Origin of the sequence: Bradyrhizobium sp. DN3 (genome assembly GCF_041357655.1) — a bacterium.
Taxonomy (GTDB): Bacteria; Pseudomonadota; Alphaproteobacteria; order Rhizobiales; family Xanthobacteraceae; genus Bradyrhizobium.
The window spans coordinates 331199-351225 of sequence record NZ_JAULLN010000004.1; the positions used below are offsets into that span (position 1 = coordinate 331199).

Here is a 20027-nt window from a genome sequence, read left to right on the forward strand (position 1 = left end):
ATCATGCCCCGAACACGCGACGGATTTACGGATATGGACTGGGACAAGCTGAAGGTGTTTCACGCGGCGGCGGAAGCGGGCAGCTTCACGCATGCGGGCGAGCAGCTCGGCCTGTCGCAATCGGCGGTGTCACGCCAGGTCTCGGCGCTGGAGCAGGAGCTCTCGGTCTCGTTGTTCCACCGCCACGCCCGCGGCCTGATCCTCACCGAGCAGGGCGACCTGCTGTTCCGCACTGCGCATGACGTATTCATGCAGCTGCAGGCGGCGCGCGCCAAGCTGACCGACAGCCGCGAGCGGCCGAGCGGCGACCTCAAGATCACCACGACGCCCGGCGTCGGCATCAACTGGCTGATCCCGCGGCTCGGCGAGTTCACTGCGCTCTATCCCGAGATCCGAATCTCGCTGATCGTCACCGATGAGGAGCTCGATTTGTCGATGCGCGAGGCCGACGTCGCGATCCGCACCCGCAAGCCGACGCAGCCCGATCTCATCCAGCGCAAGCTGTTCGCGATGGGCTTTCACGCCTATTGCTCGCCGGAATACATCAAGCGCTTCGGCACGCCGCGCACGCTGGAGGAGCTCGACTCCCACCGCATCATCACGCTTGCCGACGGCAACTTCGCGCCGCATCTGCAGAACCGCAACTGGCTGGTCGAAGCCGGTCGCAACGGGTCGGGTCCGCGCGAAGCCTATTTCAAGGTCAACAACATCCTCGGCCTCGTGCGCGCCTGCCAGCAGGGCCTCGGCATCGCGGCCCTGCCCGATTACCTCGTCGAGGAGCAGAGCAAGCTCGTGCAGCTGTTCGGTGAATCGGATTCGATCCAGCTCGATACCTATTTCGTCTATCCCGAGGAGTTGAAGACGGTCGCACGCGTGCAGGTGTTCCGCGACTTCGTGGTGAGCAAGGCGCAGCGCTGGCCGTCCTGATTTCCGCATGACTGACATGCGGCCTCGGCTGTTGCTGCAGGGCGCTCGTCAAGCTCATACTGTTTGTACGCTGAGCCTTCGCGTTGCGCATTTGTCCCCCTCCTCCAGTGGCGCGGGAGTTCAGTAATCCCTCTTGGAAGGTGATTGTGTCGGCCTCACGTGGCCAATACCTAAGCCGGGCCTTCGGGTCCGGCTTTTTTTCGTCAAAATGGTGCTTCGCCTTCCGCGTGTATTGACAGTTCCAGGCATACCTCGCATCATTTGCAAATGATCACGAAGTCGTGCGCACTCATTTCGAAAAAAGGCCCCCATCCGGGGACCTCGGAATGTTGCGCGCGCTAGGCTGACTTCGTCATCGCGAGCTGATCCCGAAAACCCCGCCGCCTGGACGGGGTTTTTTCATATGCCCTCCGTCTCAGGTTTTTTTCCGAGAAGGAGATGGAAACATGACCGGACTACGAGACCAATTGCACGGGCTGTGGCTGCCGCTGGTGACGCCGTTTCGCGACGGACGTCTCGACGAGACATCATTGCGGCGGCTGACACGGCACTACGGCACACAGGCCGTCGACGGCTTCATCCTGGGGGCGACCTCGGGTGAAGGCATGACGCTGCGCGAGGCTGAACTCGAGCGCCTCGTCGCCATCGTCCGCGACGAGATGGCGGCGGGCCGCCGCACCTTGCCGATCTGCCTCGGGCTCTCTGGCGCGGACACCTCGCGGCTGAAGGATCGCCTCGATGAAACCGCGGACTGGCCGATCGACGGCTATCTGATCGCGAGCCCTTACTATGTGCGGCCATCGCAGCGCGGGCTGCTGGCGCATTTCGAGGCGCTCGCCGATCACGCCGCCTGGCCGATTGCGCTCTACAACATTCCCTATCGCACCTCGGTGAACATCACCAACCAGACGCTGCTGCGCCTCGCCGAACACAAGAACATCCTCGGCCTCAAGGATTGCGGCGCGAGCCGCGAGCAATCCATCGCGCTGCTGCGTGACCGGCCGAAGGATTTTCGCGTGCTCACCGGAGAGGACGCGAATTATTTCGAGGCGCTCAGCGACGGCGCCGACGGCGGCATCGTGTTGTCCGCTCATGTCGAGACCGCGACATTTGCGGCCGTGTATGCGGAGTTCAAGCGCGGCAACCACGACGCCGCGCAGGCGCGCTGGCAGGAGGTCGCCGAGCTGACGCGGCTGCTGTTTGCCGAACCGAGCCCCGCACCGGCGAAGTACTGGCTGTGGCGCAGCGGCCTGATCGACAGCCCTGAGGTGCGCCTGCCGATGGTGGAAGTGAGCAGCGAGCTCGCGGCAACGATCGATCGCGAGATCGAGCGAAGGATGAAAGTCGCGGCGTAGGGCTTCATTTACCCTCCCCTGGAGGGGGAGGGTCGATCGCGCGCAGCGCGAGCGGGGTGGGGTGATCTCTCCACTCGTGGCACCGCTTCTGCGGAAAGACTGTCACCCCACCCCGCTCCGCATTTCGCTTCGCTTCATGCGGAGCGACCCTCCCCCTCCAGGGGAGGGTAAGAGGCGCCATGGTTAACCGCACCCCACACGCCCTTCGCATTCGCCGCATGGTGCATCCACGCCCCGTTTACCCAACCGCGCCTATCGTTTCTGCCTGAGACCTTCCAAAAGGGGGAATGACCATGGGACATCGCACCCGGCCTACGGCCGCGAGCCAATTCGCGCCGGCCGATCTCTTGCAGGGAATTCTGGTGGTGTCGTCGTTCGGGTTCTGGGCGGTGATGCTCGGCCTGATGCCGGTGCTGCTGTTTCGCGTCTGGCTGGCGGGCTGACGGCGCGGCGCGGATGGTTAACCCGTGGTAGCAGCTGTGTTCAAATGTGCAGCTCGCTGCGCCCCGGAATCTTAAAACATCCCGCGTATCACTGACGCCCATAAGCGAAGAACTCGCGGAGGCGTTTGTGAATAATCATAATGAGATGGCGTCGCATTACGACGCCGGACAGCAGAGCTTTACCACCGAGGACATTCTCTGGGCCGCCGGCATCTGGTCGGTGATCCTGAGCCTGTCGCCGGTCATCGTGTTCTACATGCTGATGGTGGCGTAGCCTCCTTCAGCAGACCCGAAAAACGCAAAACGCGCGGCTCGTCCGCGCGTTTTCGTCCGGGGAAATGAATGATGAAATTATGCCGCCTGCTTGTGCATTGCGCCGGATGCCGACGCCGTGCCGCGAATAGCCTTCACTGAACGCTCGATCGCCGCCCACAGCCGTGCAATTTCCTGAGCTGCACGACTCTCGGCCTGATACTCGCGCGCCCCTTCGCCGTGGCTGAGCGCCATCAAGAGATCCGAACGGTTGGTGATCTGGCCGCCCCACACCGGAGCGCGGAATTTCGCCAGCGCCTCGCGGGCGATGGTGACGATCGGGCTTTCCGACTCGTCGCGGCGCGCAGGCGCACCGTTGAGCACGACCGCGTAGGGCTTGCGCGCGGCGCGGCACATCTGGATGGTTTCCTGCACCGCGTTGACGTCGAACACGCCGGGCCGCGCCGGAATGATCACCATCGTCGCGTTCCTGATGGCGTCGTCGACGACGGCCGACAGGTTCGGCGGCGTGTCGATCAACACCCATTCATAACCGTCGCGCTTGGCCGCGGAGACGATGCCGCTGACGGAGTTCACGGCCGGCTTGATCGGCGGCTCGTTGGTGCCACGCAGCTTGTGCCACAGCGTGAGCGAGCCTTGCGGATCCGCGTCCACCAGCATGACCTGCTTGCTCGCCTTGATCTGCGCGGCGAGATGTGCAGCCAGGGTGCTCTTGCCCGAGCCGCCTTTACGCGATGCAAAAACAATAACGTTCATACCTTCGGCCTCCAGATTGACCCCGTGGCTCGAAAATGAATCAGCGCGGTGATTCGTGAAAGAAAAATTTATCGGAAGTTGCGTTGCCGCCACGAAATAACAAGGCGTGTTGGCTTTTGAGTCACACTGCCTGGTACGACGCTCGGTGAAAACTGCAGCAAAGCGCCTGCATTCGTGCGTTTTTTGAGCAGCGAGGCGGGATAAAGTGGAATGCAACCTTGCCGGGCAAATCGCCCTGCGACTCTTTTCCATCGCGCGCGCGTCATCGCCGCAAGGCTAGCGCGCGAACAAAACGAGTCCGACGGCGGAAACGCAGCTGCCGGGTTTCAAGGATGAACGCGCTGTCGCACTCAGCCTTCGCTGGATTTCTTCTTCTTGCTCGCCTTCGCCGCCGGCTTGGTGCTCTTCTTCGCGGTTTTGGGCGCGATGTGGGTCGGCTTGCCGGCACGCACCTCGCCCGGCTCTGGTCCCGGCCGGAAGAACACCCGGCACTGCGGCGAGAGCTGCGACTTCTTCGCGATCATGCAGGCGGTGATGGCATCGACGTTCGGAACGAACTCGCCGCACAGCCGCATCGCGTCGGGCGTGCAGGCCTGCTGCTCTTCCTGGGTGTAAGCGAAGCCAGCGCGCGGCAGGACCAGGACGGCCAGGGCAATCCCGAGGGTTGCAACGGCCAAGGCTTTTGACATCTTCAAGCGAAACGCCAGCATCGATCCCCCCACATGTCGAGTTCAGTTGGAATAGTGGGTGAACGGGCGTTGGTTGGCAACCGAGGGGAGATGCGAAAGCCGGGACGTGTGCGGTCTCGGCAACAGGCGGGGCGGTCTGGTGTCGGCACGGAGCTACTTCCAGCAAAACAGGTGTCATCCCCCGCGCAGGCGGGGGATCCAGTATTCCAGAGGCGCCTGACGTTCCCAGAGGAGCCGCGGCGTACTGGATCCCCCGCCTGCGCGGGGGATGACAGTTGTGGGTGGGGGCGAGATCGGGCTCGACCCGAGGCCTCAGCAACCATCCAACCAATAACCGCGAAAACAACCCCATGCAAAGTAGCCAAGTCCAACTGCGGATTGGCCTTTACGGATTTTACGAAATCAATTTGACGCGTCGGGCAAAACAGTGGCATGATGGCATGATCGAGGATGCTGGGGGTGGTCGGCCAGATCCCCTTGAGATGAGGGGCGCATGGCCACCGTACTGATCGTCGCGCCGGTGTTCGCCCTGATCGCGGCGGGCTATGCCGCGGTGCTGTTTCGCTTCGTCTCGGAGAGCGCGAAGGGCATCAGCGAGTTCGCCTTCAGCATCGCCATCCCTGCCCTGCTCTTCCGCACCATCGTCGTCTCGGAATTCCCCGACGTCAGCCCCTACCGGATGTGGGGCGCCTACTACGGCGCGCTCGCGATCACCTGGATCGCGGCGCTGGCGCTCTCGGCCCTGCTGCGCGCGCGGCGCGAGGACAGCGAGGACGGCGTCGTGTTTGCGATCGGCTCGGTCTACGGCAACATCGTGATGCTCGGCATTCCCCTGACGCTCTCGGCGCTGGGCAATGAGGCCGCGGGGCCGATGGCGCTGATCCTGTCGGTGAACACGCCGCTGCTCTGGCTCTGCGGCATCCTGCAGATGGAGCTTGTCAGCCGCAAGCGGACCGGCTCGGCGTTATCGGTGATCTCGCCCGTGCTCGCGGACCTCGCGCGCAACCCGCTGATGCTGGCGATCGGTCTTGGCGTGATCTGGCGCTTCACCGGCCTCGGCCTCAACCCTATCGTCGACAAAACGATCGAGCTGCTGGCGCAGGCGGGATCGCCGATCGCGCTCGGCATCAACCTGTTCCGCTTCTAGGTGAAGGGCGAGAAGCTGAGCATTTTGGTGATGTGCGCGCTCAAACTGCTGGCGATGCCGGCGACGGCGTTCGTGCTGGCAAATCTACTCGACCTGCCGCCGATCGCGGCCGGCGTCGTCGTCCTGTTCGCGGCGATGCCGACCGGCGCCAACGCGTACATTTTCGCGGTCCAGTACCAGCGGCTAGTGAACCCGGTGTCCGGCGCGGTGGCGCTGGGGACGTTGCTGGCGGCGGTGACGCTGCCGGTGGTGGTGATGATGGTGGGGGTCAGGTAGGTCGGCTCGTCCTTTGTCCGAACAGCCGCGCATCATGGGGATAGCGCGCGACATGCGCCACGCGGATGCGCGATGCGTCCTGGTGTCTCGGATTGATGAGGTAGTTTTGCGCGAACGGCACGATGACCGATGGCACCGAGATTACCGCGGTACGCGCGTCAGTGAACCAGGACCGCAACACACCACGTGTCACCCTGGGATCATCAGCCCAATTCCGCGACATCTTCTCGATATCGGCCAGGCTCACCGTTTCGACGGCGAGATCGTCGGGCACGTCGATGCCGAGCAGCTGGTAGGTCGTCGGCAAATCCTCGACATCGATTTCCAGATGCACCATCACTTCGAGCAGCGCCGAAGCCGCATGATCCGCGGCGTAGACCACGTGCCGGCCGCGATCATGCCAGCGGCCATCGGCCTTCAGGCCGCCAATGCCCGACAGATCGTCGAAATTGGAGATCCGCCAGATCCTCACGCCAAATCCTTACGCAAGGATGCCGTGATCGATCCGGTGCAACATCTCCTCGACCACGCGCGCGCCCGCCTCCGTCGCGAGGTAAGCCAGCGGTGTCTCGCCGCCCAGCGCCTTCTTGGGCTTGCGCAGCCAGCGGTGCGCCTTCGCAGGCTCGCCGAACACGTTTGCGGCGAGCCGGTCGACCCGCGCCAGCCGCACGGCCTTGTCGGTCTCCTCGACCGTCAGCGGCTCGCCATCCGACAGCCGCCGCGCCAGCGTGCGCTTTGGCACGACGAGCGCAAAAATTTCATCGTCGCTGTAATTGGCGAGACGCTTGAGCGCGGCGGGCTCAATGCGAAACAGACTGTTGGCGTCGATGACGACATTGAACAGTTCGGCCGTGGACTGCGGTTCATCCGCGGCGGTCCCACCCAGCCCGAGCGACGGCGCATCGGTGACCGTGGAGAGTCCCGTGACCGCATCGAAATGCCCCCGCACGACAACCGCGCCGGGCTGCGGTTGATAGGCCTGGTCTGGCTCGGCGGCGGACAGGCGTCCTTGACCTGCCGACTTCCCCGATGTCTCGGGAGGAGATTTGCGCGTCGGCTTCTTGTGGTCGGGCCGCTGAGTAAGGGCCGACGCCGCGACCGCCTTAATCCGCTTGTTGGTCAGCGAGCCGGGGCCACGAAGCCGGTGCGGAGCGGTTGAACCGACGCCTTTGCCAGTACGCGCATTCTTTGCCATCGAACCTGTCTCGGCACGCTTATGCCAGATGCCTCAAAAAGTCGGTCAAGTGGCATTTAAGCACATGGGCAGGTGGATTCAAGCAACATTCGCCAGATCGAGCACGCTCTCGCGCGTGAAATTTCGTGCACTGTCAGCGCAACTTTGATGATAACCGCGACCGGTCCAAGAACTTTATTCTCTCCGGTCAACCCAGCGACGCCTGATAAACGGCACTCAGAATCAAAAGCGGCATCACGAAAGCCAACCAACTTAAGAACAGACCCACGATGAAGGTCCATAGGAGCGTGAAGCTCATTGAAACTGCATCAACGTGCTCACCGCGCTTTCGCCGTTCGGAGATAGACCTCCATTCGACGACCGGTCCAAGAACTGGCCCGCATAGAATCCTGGCACAGCCTCGAAAGAACGCGGCGGCGGCTCCGGGGAACTTGGGTGCTGTGTTACGTACACCCACCAAAATCCATGCCACCGCGACGATCAGTCCGTAGAGCAACATCAATGTCGCGACAATGGCCGCAAACCACCCAAACCCGGCCAACACTGCGCCCGCTCCGAATAGCAGGACACAGAGTATTAGGATCAGCAGCAGCACTACCATCTAGAGCACCGGTATCGTAGCAACGATAGTTCGGACGCGCGGCTCCGAGCAGCCGACCCACTCACCCTGCGCGCGACGTCCCCTGTTGTACACAACTTCTCCGGATTTCAAGCGCGCAATCGAGACCGCGTGGGGCTGATCTCGCCTTGCCCACAAGCCATACAAAATGGAATCTCGTATCGGACGATTGAGTAGTGGATGGAGTTTGCTGTTGGTGGCGAACCGAAAGACGTAGCGACGTGGTGAGCACCTCTCACCATCCACATTCTTGGATCGGGGCTGAGACCGGCCAAGATTTTAGCAACCGGGTACCTTGCAGCTCTGCGGGGCTAAGTCCCTACCACCGCTGGTACAGTTGGGTGGGCTCGAACCACCGACCTCCTGTTCCACAGACAGGCGCTCTAACCAACTGAGCTACAACTGCATCCTGGCGAGCCGCTCCAAGGCGGGCCTGAAAAGGCCGGCGACCTAAGGGGCTGGACGGGGCGGAAACTAGGTGCAACGGGCGTTTTTGGCAAGGCCGCAAACGGACGAAAAACCAGCGGAAATCACCCTCGGCGCGATGAAATCGGGCTTGATGGCGACGATAAGGGTGCTGCGCTCCCTCTCCACGCGCGGGAGACTTCCCGTGGGGAGAGAGCCCTCACCCGGCGCGCGGGACGATGCTACGCATCGCCCGGAGCGCCGACCTCTCCCGCAAGCGGGAGAGGTGAGAAAAACCCGGGCCTTTCGGCCCGGGTTTCTCAACTCAAACCGGCCGGCGGCTCAGGCGGCGGGCGGGTAGTACTTCGAGGCGGAGGCCTTGATCGGCTCGGCGGTCTCATTGGCGACGCGCTGGCTGAGCTCGACCAGCTCCTTGGCCTGGGACTGGAAGGTCTCGAGCTGCTTGCGGGCGTGGCCGGTCCACAGCTCCAGCGCTTCCGAGGGCGATTTGGCGCCGAACAGCTGCTGGGCGAAGTCCAGCTGGGCGCTGCTATTGGCCTTCATGAACTCCACCAGCTTGGCGGTGTACTCGCTCGCGCCCTTGCTGGCGGAGGTGAACACGGCCTCGACGGTGCCATTGTGGGTTTCGGCGGCGTCCTTGAACTTGGCGTAGTTCTCGCGGGCCTGCGACACGCCCTTTTCGGCGAACGCACGCATCTGCTCGGGAACCTCGAACGGGATGATCGAGGCAGAAAACGGATCAGTCGCACCTGTCATGGTTGTCCTCACGCAAATTGAAAAAATGGAGTGAGCCTTCTGGCGCGCCCGCCGGCCCCGAGTTTGGGCCCTCGCATTCAGCGGGTACGTAGACTGGAAACGCGAAACAAACGAGATGGCTCGCCCAGCACCGCCATTATTGCCGTGCTTCATGTCAACATTGTGCATCGCAATGAGATCCGCCAGGCGTCGCAAAAATTTAATCTCGGAGAGAGTGAGGTTCCTGGGATGGGGAACCGGTGGTTGAGAGGGGAGGATTGGTGCCGAGGCGAGGCCGGCCCTTACCCACCCCTGGAGGGTCCGAGACGAGCGGAGCTCGCTCGTGGGTCGATCGCGCAAAGCGCGAGCGGGGTGGGGTGATGTCTCCACTCGGGCACTGTCGGACGCGGAGACACCGTCACCCCACCCCGTCTCACATTCCGCTGCGCTCCATGTGAGCCGACCCTCCCCCTCCAGGGGAGGGTGGCACCGGTGATGCCGCGTGCGCGCACGTCACCTGGCATACGGCCTGACGACAGGCTTTGCTCGCGAATCCCTTGGATGCAAGCGGGCTGCGGCTTGCGGGTTCGGGACCATTAAGGTTATCGCGGCTTTAGGCCGGCTGTGAGAGACCGTGGCCGTGGACCTGCCCGCGCCTGCGGGCGATACTAACCCTTTCTTAAGGCTGCCATTCCCGGCAGCCACCCCACGCTGACACGCGAGACTTAAAGCCGGTCGGATGAAGAGTTCGGATTTCCAGTTGCGAGGCGTGGGCGATCCCCGGCTGGCCGTGCACGCGACCTCTGCGCTGCCCGCCTGGCTATGGTCGATCGACGGCACGCGCGTGCTCTGGGCAAATCCGGTCGGGGCAAAACTGTTTGGCGCGGCCCATGCCGCCGTCCTTGCAGAAAGAACCTTCGGCCCGGCGGACAGCCACCGCCGCCAGGTCGCCCGGCTCGCCCGCAGCCTGCCGGCGAACGGCGCCGTGCGGCTCGAGCGGCTACGCGGTTTCGGCGCCCGGCTCGGCATGCTGATGACCTGCGCCTGCGCCCGGCTCGACTTTGCCGATGGCGGCCATGGCGTGCTCGTTGCCGCGATGGACCCGACCCTGCGCCCGATGCCGCTGGTCGAGCGGCTGCATCGTCTCGTCGCCGGCGCCAAGGTGCCGATGGCCGCGTTCGCGCCCGACGGGATGTTCGTCGGCGCCAGCGAAGCCGCCCGTTCCCTGCTCGGCTTTCGCGATCTCTTTGAGGCCGGCCTCGACCGCGCCCGCAGCGAAGCGCTCACTAGCGGCCGCGCCGCGACGCCGATCGGCATCGGCCAGATGGTGCTGCAACGGGTCGGTGTCGGCGCCGATATCGGCCTCGTCGCGCTAATCGATCCCGCGCAGGAGCCGCGCGCAGCGGCCGCGCCTAAAAGCATGCCGAACGATCCGCCATCGCAGGATCCGCCGGTCGGGATCGCATTGTTCGACGCCTTCGCAGAGCCGGCCGATGCAAGCGAAACCGCCGAGACGCTGACGCCCGCGCCTGAACCTGCCGTGAGCGAAGCGCTCGTGGAGGCCTTCCAAGAACCGGTGCCCGACCAGACCACCGCGGCCGCGGCCAAAACTCCGGTTGAAAACTGCGCCCGGGCCATTGTGTCGCCGCAGGCCGCGCGGATCACGTCAGCCATGTTCGAGCTGCCGTCGGGCCACACCGAGACGCCCGCACCGCATCAGCATCCGCTGCGCTTCCTGTGGCAGATGGATGCGGAGGGACGCTTTGTGCTGCTCTCCGACGAATTCATCCGCCTGATGGGCCCGCACACCGCCGCCGGCTTCGGCCGCCCCTGGCGCGAGATCGCCGCGGACTTTGCGCTCGATCCCGAGGGGCGCGTTGCGCGGGCGCTGGAAAGCCACGATACCTGGGCCGGCATCACCGTGAACTGGCCCGCCGATGGCGGCGAGCATTTGCCGGTCGAGCTCGCGGGCCTGCCGATCTACGACCGCGAGCGCAATTTCGCCGGCTTCAAAGGCTTTGGCGTCTGCCGCGATCTCGACGGCCTCAACCGGCTCGAAGCGCTCCGGCGCTTCGAGCGGCTGGCCGAGGCGCCGGCGCAGCGCGGCCTGTCCGCCGATGTCGTCGAGCCGGACTCCGAGCTGGGGGCCGAGGCCGCGACGCCGCCTCCGCCCATCGAGCCGCCTGCACCCGAGCCTGAGCCTGAAGCTGAACTGCCCGAACCCGCAACTGATGTGACTTCACACCCAACCGAGCCCGAGACGTCAGTGGAAACGCCAGTGGAAACGCCTCCCAACGTCGTGCCGTTTCGTCCGCATGGCGATGCGCGCTCGCCGACGCTGACGCCGGTCGAGAACAGCGCGTTCAACGAGCTCGCCCGGCAATTGTCCGAGCGCCTCGAACGCGACCGCGAGTCGATCGCGGCCGATACATCCGAACCGCCGGCGGCAGAGATCACGCCCGAACCGCCTGCGCCGGAGCTTGAAGCGCCACAAACCGCAGCCGAATGGCTGACCGAGCCCGCACCGCCGGCACGCGGCGCGCCGGCGCGCGACCGCGCGCTGCTCGACCTGTTGCCGACGGGCATCCTGATCTATCGCCTCGATCGCCTGCTCTACGCCAACCCCGCCTTCCTCGCACGCATGGGCTACGCCAACCTGGGCGCGCTGGAGCATGCCGGCGGGCTCGACGCGCTCTATGTCGAGCCGGGCGTCTCTGCAGCCAGCAGCACGTCGCAAGGCGGCACGCCGGTGACCATCAGCGCGGCGATCGCGAACGGCGAAGAGCCGCTTGCGGCCACCGAGGCGCATCTGCACACGATCGACTGGGACGGCGAGAGCGCGCATGCGCTGATCTGCGCGCTGCCGCAGGCCGCGCCCATCGTCGCTGCGCCCGTCATCGCCGAGACCATTGTCCCCGAATCCTTCCCCTACGCGCCCGACCTCGAGCCCGCGGCCGGCGATGCCGACGCCGAGGATCTCGCCGCGATCCTGGACACCACGGCCGAGGGCATCGTGATGTTCGACGCCGAAGGCAACATCCACGCCTGCAACCGCAGCGCCGAGGCGCTGTTCGGCTATGACGGCGAGGCGCTGCTCGAGCAGAATCTGGCGACGCTGTTCGCGCCGGAGAGCCAGCAGATCGTCGCCGACTATCTCGAAAGCCTGAAGAGCCAGGACATTGCCAGCCTGCTCGACCACGGCCGCGAGGTGCTGGGCCGCGAGAAGAAGGGCGGCGTGATTCCGCTCGCGATGATCATGGGCCGCACACGGCCGGACGGGCCGAACTTCTTCGCCGTGTTCCGCGATCTCTCGCAGAGCAAGAAGGGCGAGAGCGAGCTGACCCAGGCCCGCCATCGCGCCGACGGCGCAGCGACGGCCAAGGCCGACATGCTGGCGCGGATCAGCCACGAGATCCGCACCCCGCTCAACGCCATCATCGGCTTTGCCGAGGTGATGATCTCCGAACGTTTCGGCGCGCTCGGTAACGAGCGCTATGGCGAATACATGAAGGACATCCGCGCTTCGGGCGAGCGCGTCATCGCGATCATCGACGATCTCTTGGAGCTGTCGCGGATCGAGACCGGCAAGCTCGATCTCAACTTCGCCAACCTCAATCTCAACGACCTCGTCGAGGCCTGCGTTACGGTGATGCAGCCGCAGGCCAACCGCGAGCGCATCATCATCCGCACCTCGCTGGCGCATGCGCTGCCGCAGGTGACAGTGGATGCGTGCGCGATGCGGCAGATCACCGTGAACCTGATCTCGAACTCGATCCGGCTCGCCAGCGCCGGCGGCCAGGTCATCGTCTCGACCGCGCTGACCGATCGCGGCGAGATCGCGCTTCGCATCCGCGACACCGGCCATGGCCTCAGCGAGCGCGAGGTCGCCGCCGCGATGGAGCCGTTCCGCACCCCGCCGCCGGGCGACGCCGCGGACAGCGCTGCGCTCAGCCTGTCGCTGACCAAGGCGCTGGTCGAAGCCAACCGCGCCCAGTTCAACATCAAGAGCGCGGGCAATTCCGGCACGCTGATCGAAGTGGTGTTCGCGCCGGCGCTGGCGAAGGCTTAAGGGAGATTGCAATGAATCGAGCGAGCCACGGCCTCGCTCGGGCCGTCATTCCGGGGCGCGCCTCTCGGCGCGAGCCCGGAATCCATCGAGCCGCAGCGACGGTGGAGCGATAGATTCCGGGCTCGTCGCTTCGCGACGCCCCGGAATGACGATGGATTGGGCGCGTGGTTTATGCACGATACCCGTCATAGGCTGGGCGCGTCGACACGCTTGCTCGGCGCCTTATGCACGGTCACAAGCCAAGAAAAACACGGCGCTTGCGCCGCCATGTTTGACTAGGCGCCCCGGATCGTCGACATCATAGGCGATCGGGCCCTTCGCAGGATTGTCCGTCATCCTATCGTCGAAAGGACGAGCCCGGACTTGAGTCTACTCGACTTGCGTCAACTCGACTTCGGTCAATTCGACTTGGGTCAACTCGACGACAAACCACCCTCGACGTCGGCGCTCAGAAGAGTGGACATGATTTTCTGTCCCACGGACGAGGCGAGGCTGCCGGCGGACAGAACGACGACGCCATTGCCCGACGGAGCGTTTGCGCCGTTCTGAACCCAGCTCTCAAACCCCATCCACGAGCTGAAGCCCGGTACGCTGCCATCTTTCGACAGGACACGTCCCGCAGCGCCGGCGATTTTCGGAAAGAACCATCCAATTGCGACCGTGGGGCCCTGCGTCTGCACCTGGCAGGTGCCCGTCGTACCGCATTTGCCGCGGGCCGGGCTGGCCTGCTGCTGCATCTGCAGGATGGCGAATTCCGTTGGTGAAGGCTGCAGTTGGCCCATGTTGTAGAGCAGCCATTGAAGCATGTCCGAGGCGCAGCTGACGATCGCTCCGGCGCCGAACTCCATCGTTGGGCCCGGCTTATAGCTCTGACCCACGTCGTAAGGCTGCGTCCCGTTATACCCACACGCCATGCTGGGCACTTGGCCCGTACTGAACAAAGCGGTGTTGCTCATGCTCAGATCCGCGCACAGCTCCGCGAGTTGCGCGTTGTACCCATCATAGACGTCGACGTAGGGGTTCTGCGGGTTGAGACCGACGATAGCCAGGAGCGACCAGGCAAGGTTTGAATACGTGTAGCAGTGGCCCGCGGGGCAGATCCAGGACGAGTGCTGTCCGCTGTTGAACCAATCGACGAGGTCGGCGAGGTTCTGCAAGTTGCTTGGCGGGCAGAACTGTCCCCGCGGATCGGGGGGCTCGTCATTGTCCTGCGGAAATCCAGAAGCATAAGTGACGATATCGGCAACCGGAATCCCGCTGATCGCTACCGGCAGGGAAATCGAGGGCATGCAGGACCCAACCGTATTTCCATCATATGTGCCTTGAAGACTGTAAAAAATCCTGGACGTGAAAACTTTTGAAATGGATCCGATTTCGAACAGAGTATTTGGCAGCTTCGCAGCGCTCACGACATCATGGTTTGAGTCCCAGACTTCAGTCTTAGAGGGAGAGAAGAACTTTGCGGAGGGGGTGCCGAAGCCGTCAAAATCCGTGAACGCGTAGACTGCCATCCCCATGTAATCGCTGACGGCCGCGTCTATGATGTTTTGGATCGCCGAGCTCGGGTCCGAACAGGCCATTTGCGCCCCTCCCCATTGCAAGCTGCATCGCAAGCAAGCTTTAGCACCTTTCGCTGCGGTTGTCTTTATGAGAATGACACCGTAGAGGTTGATAGCGTGATTTGATGGTGAAGAGCGGTCCAAGTCCCCGCGTGGGCGCTACGTCTGGGTTGGGCCTACCTAGCGCTCAGGCGCTCAAATAAAAGGGCACGGCGCTTGCGGCGCCGTGCCCTTTCGCATTCCTGTGGCCTGGATCAGCTGTAGATCTCGAACAGGCCGGCGCCGCCCTGGCCGCCGCCGATGCACATGGTGACGACGCCCCACTTGGCCTTGCGGCGCGCGCCTTCCTGCAGGAGATGGCCGGTGAGCCGCGCGCCGGTCATGCCGAAGGGATGGCCGATCGCGATCGAGCCGCCGTTGACGTTGTACTTGGCGGGATCGATGCCGAGCGTGTCGCGGCAATACAGGCACTGGCTGGCGAAGGCTTCGTTGAGCTCCCACAGATCGATGTCGTCGATCTTGAGGCCGGTGCGCTTCAACAGCTTCGGAATCGCGAACACCGGGCCGATGCCCATCTCGTCGGGCTCGCAGCCCGCGGTCGCCCAGGCAACGAAGCGGCCGAGCGGCTTGAGGCCGCGCTTCTCGGCGTCCTTGGCTTCCATCAGCACCACGGCGGCGGCGCCGTCGGAGAGCTGGCTGGCATTGCCGGCGGTGACGAACTTGCCGGGACCCTTGACCGGCTCGAGTTTGGCAAGGCCCTCCATCGTGGTGTCGGGCCGGTTGCACTCGTCGCGATCGACGACGTAGTCGACGATGCTCTCGGCCTTGGTCTGCTTGTCGACCACCTTCATCTTGGTCTTCATCGGGACGATCTCGTCCTTGTACTTGCCGGCCTGCTGCGCCGCGGCCATGCGGCGCTGCGATTCCAGCGAGAACTCGTCCTGATATTCGCGGCTGAGCTTGTAGCGCTCGGCGACGATGTCGGCGGTGTCGATCATCGCCATGAAGATGTCAGGCGCGACCTTGAGCAGTTCCGGATCGATCGACTCCTTCGGCGAGCCGCCGCCCGGAATCGAGATGCTCTCGACGCCGCCGGCGACGATGCAGTCGGCACCGTCGGAGCGGATCGAGTTGGCGGCCATCGCGATGGTCTGCAGCCCCGAGGAGCAGAAGCGGTTCACCGAGACGCCGGCGGTGGTCTTCGGCAGGCCCGCGAGCAGCGCCGCCTGGCGGCCGATGTTCGGCGCGCCATGGGCGCAATTGCCGAGATAGCAGTCCTCGACATAGTCCTTGTCGACGCCGGCGCGCTTCACCGCGTGCTGGATGGCGTGGGCCGCGAGCGACATCGGCGCCGTGATGTTGAACCCGCCGCGGCCGGATTTGGCAAGACCCGTGCGCGCATAGGAAACGATGACGGCTTCACGCATTGTGTTCTCCCTTTTCGAACGATTTTGAACGGAGCGTCCCTATCGCCATTGGTACACAAAGTTTGACGCGCGCGGGGAAAATAAAACGCCGCCTCCAGGTGATGGAGGCGGCGTTGTTCCGCGGGTCGGAATATGTCGATGTTAGAACGTCAGCGCCTTGGCCTGCTTGACCTGCGGCAGCGCCTGCACCTTGGCGAGCACATCCGCCGGCACCGCGCCGTCGACCTCGATCAGCGCGATGGCATCGCTGCCGGGGGCGACGCGGCCGAGATGGAAGGTGGCGATGTTGATCTTGGCATCGCCGAGCAGGCTGGCGAACTTGCCGATGAAACCCGGCTTGTCCTCGTTGGTGACGTAGATCATCGACTTGCCGAACTCGGCGTCGACGCGGATGCCCTTGACGTCGACCAATCGCGGCTTGCCGTCATGGTACACGGTGCCGGAGACCGAGCGCTCCTGGCGCTCCGTCGCCACCGTGACGGTGATCAGGCTTTCGTAGTCACTCTGGGCTGCGCGCACGATCTCGTCCACCACCATGCCGCGCTCCTTGGCGACGACGGGCGCGGACACCACGTTGACCTCGCCCAGCATCGGCCGCAGCAGGCCCGACAGCACCGCGGAGGTGATCGCCTTGATCTTCATCTCGGCGACGTGGCCTTCATAGGTGATCTCGACCTTGAGGATGCCGCTTTCGGTGAGCTGGCCGGCGAACGAGCCGAGCTTCTCGGCGAGCGCGATGAACGGCTTCAGCTTCGGCGCTTCTTCCGCGGTGATCGAGGGGAAGTTGACCGCGTTCGAGATCGCACCGGTGAGCAGATAGTCCGACATCTGCTCGGCGACCTGGAGCGCGACGTTCTCCTGCGCTTCCGTGGTGGAGGCGCCGAGATGCGGCGTGCAGATCACGTTGGGATGGCCGAACAGCACGTTGGACGTCGCAGGCTCTTCGATGAAGACGTCGAAGGCGGCGCCGGCGATGTGCTTGGAATTGAGCGCATCGACCACGGCCTGCTCGTCGACGAGGCCGCCGCGGGCGGAGTTGATCAGGCGCACGCCCTTCTTCATCTTGGCGATCGCGGCCGCATCGATGATGTTCCTGGTCTTCTCGGTCAGCGGCGTATGCAGGGTGATGAAGTCGGCGCGCTTGAGGAGATCGTCGAGATCGACCTTCTCGACGCCGATGTCTTTGGCGCGCTCCGGCGACAGGAACGGGTCGAACGCGATCACCTTCATGCGCAGGCCGAGCGCGCGGTCGGCGACGATCGAGCCGATATTGCCGCAGCCGACGACGCCCAGCACCTTGCCGGTGATCTCGACGCCCATGAAACGGTTCTTCTCCCATTTGCCGGCCTGGGTCGAGGCGTCGGCCTGCGGGATCTCGCGGGCGAGCGCGAGCATCAGGGTGATGGCGTGCTCGGCGGTCGTGATCGAATTGCCGAACGGCGTGTTCATCACGATGATGCCCTTGGCCGTGGCGGCGGGAATCTCGACATTGTCGACGCCGATGCCGGCGCGGCCGATCACCTTCAGCTTCGTGGCCTTGTCGATAATCTTGGCCGTCGCTTTCGTCGCGGAGCGGATCGCGAGGCCGTCGTAATTGCCGATGATCTCGGCGAGCTTGTCCTTGTCCTTGCCGAGATTGGGCTGGAAGTCGACCTCGACGCCACGGTCTTTGAAGATCTGCACGGCTGCGGGCGAGAGCGCGTCGGAAATGAGAACTTTGGGTTTGGTCATGGGGATGATCCTTCGCCTTCCCTACCGGGAGGATCGGCCTGCGATGGCCGGAATTGAATGAGGAGGCTTTGTCTTCCCCCTCTTCCCGTTCTTACGGGGAGAGGGTTGGGGTGAGGGGCAGCCACAGGCGAAGGTGCAAGCGGAGAGAGCCCCTCACCCGGATTGCTGCGCAATCCGGCCTCTCCCCGTAAGAACGGGGAGAGGCGAAAAGAAAATCACGCCGCCTTGGCCAGCTGCGCCTTGGTCTCGGCAAAGGCCCAGTCGATCCACTGCGTCAGCAGCTCGACGTCCTTGGCCTCGACGGTGGCGCCGCACCAGATGCGCAGGCCGGCCGGGGCATCGCGGTAATAGGCGAAGTCGAAGCCGGCGCCTTCCTTCTCGACCAGCGCGACCAGCTTCTTGGAGAAGTCGGCCTGCGCGTCCTCGGAGAGCGAGGTGATCGCGGGATCGGTGAACTTCAGGCACACCGAGGTGTTGGAGCGGATCGACGGATCCTTCGCCAGGAAGTCGATCCACGGCGTCTTCGCCTTCCAGTCGGCGAGCACCTTGGTGTTGGCGTCGGCCCGCGCGATCAGCGCCTTGAGGCCGCCGATCGACTTGGCCCAGTTCAGCGCATCGAGATAGTCCTCGACGCAGAGCATCGAGGGCGTGTTGATGGTCTCGCCGACGAAGATGCCTTCGTTGATCTTGCCGCCCTTGGTCATGCGGAAGATTTTTGGCAGCGGCCAGGCCGGCTTGTAGGTCTCGAGCCGTTCCACCGCGCGGGGCGAGAGGATCAGCATGCCGTGCGCGGCCTCGCCGCCGAGCGCCTTCTGCCAGGAGAAGGTGACGACGTCGAGTTTTGCGAAATCGAGCGGCTGCGCGAACGCGGCCGAGGTGGCGTCGCAGATCGTGAGCCCTTCGCGGTTAGCGCTGATCCAGTCCGCGTTCGGCACGCGCACGCCGGAGGTGGTGCCGTTCCAGGTGAAGACGACGTCGCTCTTGGGATCGACCTTGGAGAGGTCGGGGATCTCACCATAGGCTGCGTTCAGCTTGGTGACGTCCTTGAGCTTCAATTCCTTGACGATGTCGCTGACCCAGCCTTCGCCGAAGGATTCCCAGGCGATCGTGGTGACGGGCCGCGCACCGAGCAGCGACCACAGCGCCATCTCGACCGCGCCGGTATCGGAGGCCGGCACGATGCCGATGCGGTAATCGGCGGGGACCTCGAGCACTTCGCGTGTCAGATCGATCGCGAGCTTGAGCTTGGCCTTGCCGATCTTCGCGCGATGCGAGCGGCCGAGGGCTGCGTCTTTGAGATTTTGGGCGTTCCAGCCGGGGCGCTTGGCGCAGGGGCCGGAGGAGAAATGCGGCACGTTCGGCCGCAAAGCGGGCTTCGCTACAGTCATGTCTACCCTTCCAGATAGTAAGCCTCCCGTTGGGGGGAGGTGTCCCGCCGCGGCTGATACGGGAATCGGGAAGGGCAGTCAAGGAAGTTCCGGCGTCTCACGGGGGAGTGAAGGCGCCTCTGGCGCGATACCAGGGGATTCGACGGCAGCGAGCGCATTCAGCAAGTCCGTGGCCTCGCTGATCAATTGCGCGGCTTTGCGGCGGCTGCCGACCTTCAAAATGCATTTGTCATTGGCCTGCACGACGTAGTTGTTGCCGACCTTGATCATCGAATAGCTTGTCATCGAAATCCCCGAACCGACCGAGCTCGGTGTCTGACACTGCCGTAGCACCGTTCGTTCCTGTACAAACATGAACGACGGGCGGGTAGTTTATCAGCTCTTAAAATGAACGAATGCGCGATCCGAATGTGCTGATTGCGCAACGCCCGCGGCTAGAGCCACTTTCGTTCCGATAGAATCAAAACGGAGATCCAGAATCTTTTCTTGACGCGTTTTCTTTACGCGAACCGGTATCCACTTCGCTTGAAAACGCTCTTGCTGCCTCAAAAGCGGACAGTCATGCCCACATGACTCGCAGCGAATCCGAGCCGCGTGTAGAAGCGCTGCGCATCGACGCGCGTCTGATGCGTCAGCAGCTCGACCAGATTGCAGCCGCGTGATTTCGCTTCCGCGATCGCCCATTGCACCAATCGCTCGCCGATGCCACGGCTGCGACAATCGGAAGCAACGCGGACGTCTTCGAGCAGGCCGCGCACGCCGCCTTGCGAGCTGATGCCGGGCAGGATCGCGAGTTGCAGGCAGCCGACCACCCTGCCCTCGCTCTCGGCGACCACGAGCATCAGATTCGGATCGCGCTCGACCCGCGCGAATGCCTCGTCATAGGCGGCGGGCAGCGGATCCTCGACGCGCTCACGCCCGCGTCCGAGATGATCATCGGCGAGCATCGCCACGATCGCGGCGACATCGTCGCGGCGCGCGCGGCGAATGGAAACGGCCTCAGTGTTCATGC

Annotated in this window: 17 protein-coding genes, 1 tRNA gene and 1 pseudogene; 6 read left to right on the forward strand and 13 right to left on the reverse strand. The window is 64.0% G+C overall.

Translation table 11 applies throughout. The annotated features are described in order from the left end of the window. Positions 1-3: 3 nt before the first annotated feature. From AAE027_RS08860 to AAE027_RS08875, 4 genes are all read left to right on the forward strand, one after another. A complete protein-coding gene (locus tag AAE027_RS08860) occupies positions 4-927 on the forward strand; it encodes a LysR family transcriptional regulator (RefSeq protein ID WP_027575284.1) in 924 nt (307 codons plus the stop codon). Positions 928-1373: 446 nt separating this feature from the next. After that, positions 1374-2282 carry a 4-hydroxy-tetrahydrodipicolinate synthase family protein gene (locus AAE027_RS08865; RefSeq protein WP_370986258.1) on the forward strand — a complete coding sequence of 303 codons (909 nt, stop codon included), beginning with the start codon at positions 1374-1376 and terminating at the stop codon, positions 2280-2282. Between the two features lie 293 nt (positions 2283-2575). Continuing rightward, positions 2576-2725, forward strand: coding sequence for a hypothetical protein (locus AAE027_RS08870; protein ID WP_164934661.1), 150 nt, complete (start codon positions 2576-2578; stop codon positions 2723-2725). 127 nt (positions 2726-2852) lie between these two features. Next, positions 2853-2999 carry a hypothetical protein gene (locus AAE027_RS08875; RefSeq protein ID WP_164934659.1) on the forward strand — a complete coding sequence of 49 codons (147 nt, stop codon included), beginning with the start codon at positions 2853-2855 and terminating at the stop codon, positions 2997-2999. Positions 3000-3076: 77 nt separating this feature from the next. Here the strand turns inward: AAE027_RS08875 and AAE027_RS08880 are convergent, their stop codons facing one another. Further along, positions 3077-3754 carry a ParA family protein gene (locus AAE027_RS08880; protein ID WP_091886574.1) on the reverse strand — a complete coding sequence of 226 codons (678 nt, stop codon included), beginning with the start codon at positions 3752-3754 and terminating at the stop codon, positions 3077-3079. A 350-nt stretch (positions 3755-4104) separates the two neighbouring features. Further along, positions 4105-4464: a hypothetical protein gene (locus AAE027_RS08885; RefSeq protein ID WP_370986259.1), complete on the reverse strand. Its 360-nt coding sequence runs from the start codon at positions 4462-4464 to the stop codon at positions 4105-4107. A 472-nt stretch (positions 4465-4936) separates the two neighbouring features. Between AAE027_RS08885 and AAE027_RS08890 the strand changes: the two are divergent. After that, positions 4937-5866 (forward strand): annotated as a pseudogene (locus AAE027_RS08890) (AEC family transporter). Here AAE027_RS08890 and AAE027_RS08895 read toward each other — a convergent pair. The 5 genes from AAE027_RS08895 to AAE027_RS08915 form a co-directional block, all read right to left on the reverse strand. Further along, the gene (locus tag AAE027_RS08895; RefSeq protein ID WP_370986261.1) at positions 5859-6338 is read right to left on the reverse strand and encodes an RES family NAD+ phosphorylase; all 480 of its coding nucleotides are present in this window, start codon (positions 6336-6338) and stop codon (positions 5859-5861) included. The pseudogene AAE027_RS08890 and the gene AAE027_RS08895 overlap by 8 nt on opposite strands. 9 nt (positions 6339-6347) lie before the next feature. Next, entirely contained in the window at positions 6348-7061 is a 714-nt protein-coding gene (parS, locus tag AAE027_RS08900; RefSeq protein WP_370986262.1) for a type II RES/Xre toxin-antitoxin system antitoxin, read from the reverse strand. 187 nt (positions 7062-7248) lie between these two features. Further along, a complete protein-coding gene (locus tag AAE027_RS08905) occupies positions 7249-7662 on the reverse strand; it encodes a hypothetical protein (RefSeq protein WP_370986263.1) in 414 nt (137 codons plus the stop codon). 347 nt (positions 7663-8009) lie between these two features. Continuing rightward, positions 8010-8086: transfer RNA gene (locus tag AAE027_RS08910), tRNA-His, on the reverse strand. Positions 8087-8427: 341 nt separating this feature from the next. Then, positions 8428-8862, reverse strand: a complete 435-nt coding sequence (locus AAE027_RS08915) for a phasin (protein WP_130212981.1) — start codon at positions 8860-8862, stop codon at positions 8428-8430. 718 nt (positions 8863-9580) lie between these two features. Between AAE027_RS08915 and AAE027_RS08920 the strand changes: the two genes are divergently transcribed. Next, entirely contained in the window at positions 9581-12910 is a 3330-nt protein-coding gene (locus AAE027_RS08920) for a PAS domain S-box protein (RefSeq protein ID WP_370986264.1), read from the forward strand. 413 nt (positions 12911-13323) lie between these two features. Here AAE027_RS08920 and AAE027_RS08925 read toward each other — a convergent pair whose 3' ends face one another. The 6 genes from AAE027_RS08925 to AAE027_RS08950 form a co-directional block, all read right to left on the reverse strand. Beyond that, positions 13324-14490, reverse strand: coding sequence for a serine hydrolase (locus AAE027_RS08925; RefSeq protein ID WP_370986265.1), 1167 nt, complete (start codon positions 14488-14490; stop codon positions 13324-13326). A gap of 233 nt (positions 14491-14723) precedes the next feature. Then, entirely contained in the window at positions 14724-15896 is a 1173-nt protein-coding gene (locus AAE027_RS08930) for a thiolase family protein (RefSeq protein ID WP_370986266.1), read from the reverse strand. A 141-nt stretch (positions 15897-16037) separates the two neighbouring features. Then, the gene (gene serA / locus AAE027_RS08935) at positions 16038-17627 is read right to left on the reverse strand and encodes a phosphoglycerate dehydrogenase (RefSeq protein ID WP_370986267.1); all 1590 of its coding nucleotides are present in this window, start codon (positions 17625-17627) and stop codon (positions 16038-16040) included. Between the two features lie 215 nt (positions 17628-17842). Continuing rightward, positions 17843-19015, reverse strand: coding sequence for a phosphoserine transaminase (locus AAE027_RS08940; protein WP_370986268.1), 1173 nt, complete (start codon positions 19013-19015; stop codon positions 17843-17845). Between the two features lie 78 nt (positions 19016-19093). Continuing rightward, positions 19094-19285 (reverse strand): hypothetical protein, encoded by a 192-nt coding sequence (locus AAE027_RS08945; protein ID WP_370986269.1) that lies wholly within the window; start codon positions 19283-19285, stop codon positions 19094-19096. Positions 19286-19560: 275 nt separating this feature from the next. Next, entirely contained in the window at positions 19561-20025 is a 465-nt protein-coding gene (locus AAE027_RS08950; RefSeq protein WP_370986270.1) for a GNAT family N-acetyltransferase, read from the reverse strand. Positions 20026-20027 lie beyond the last annotated feature (2 nt).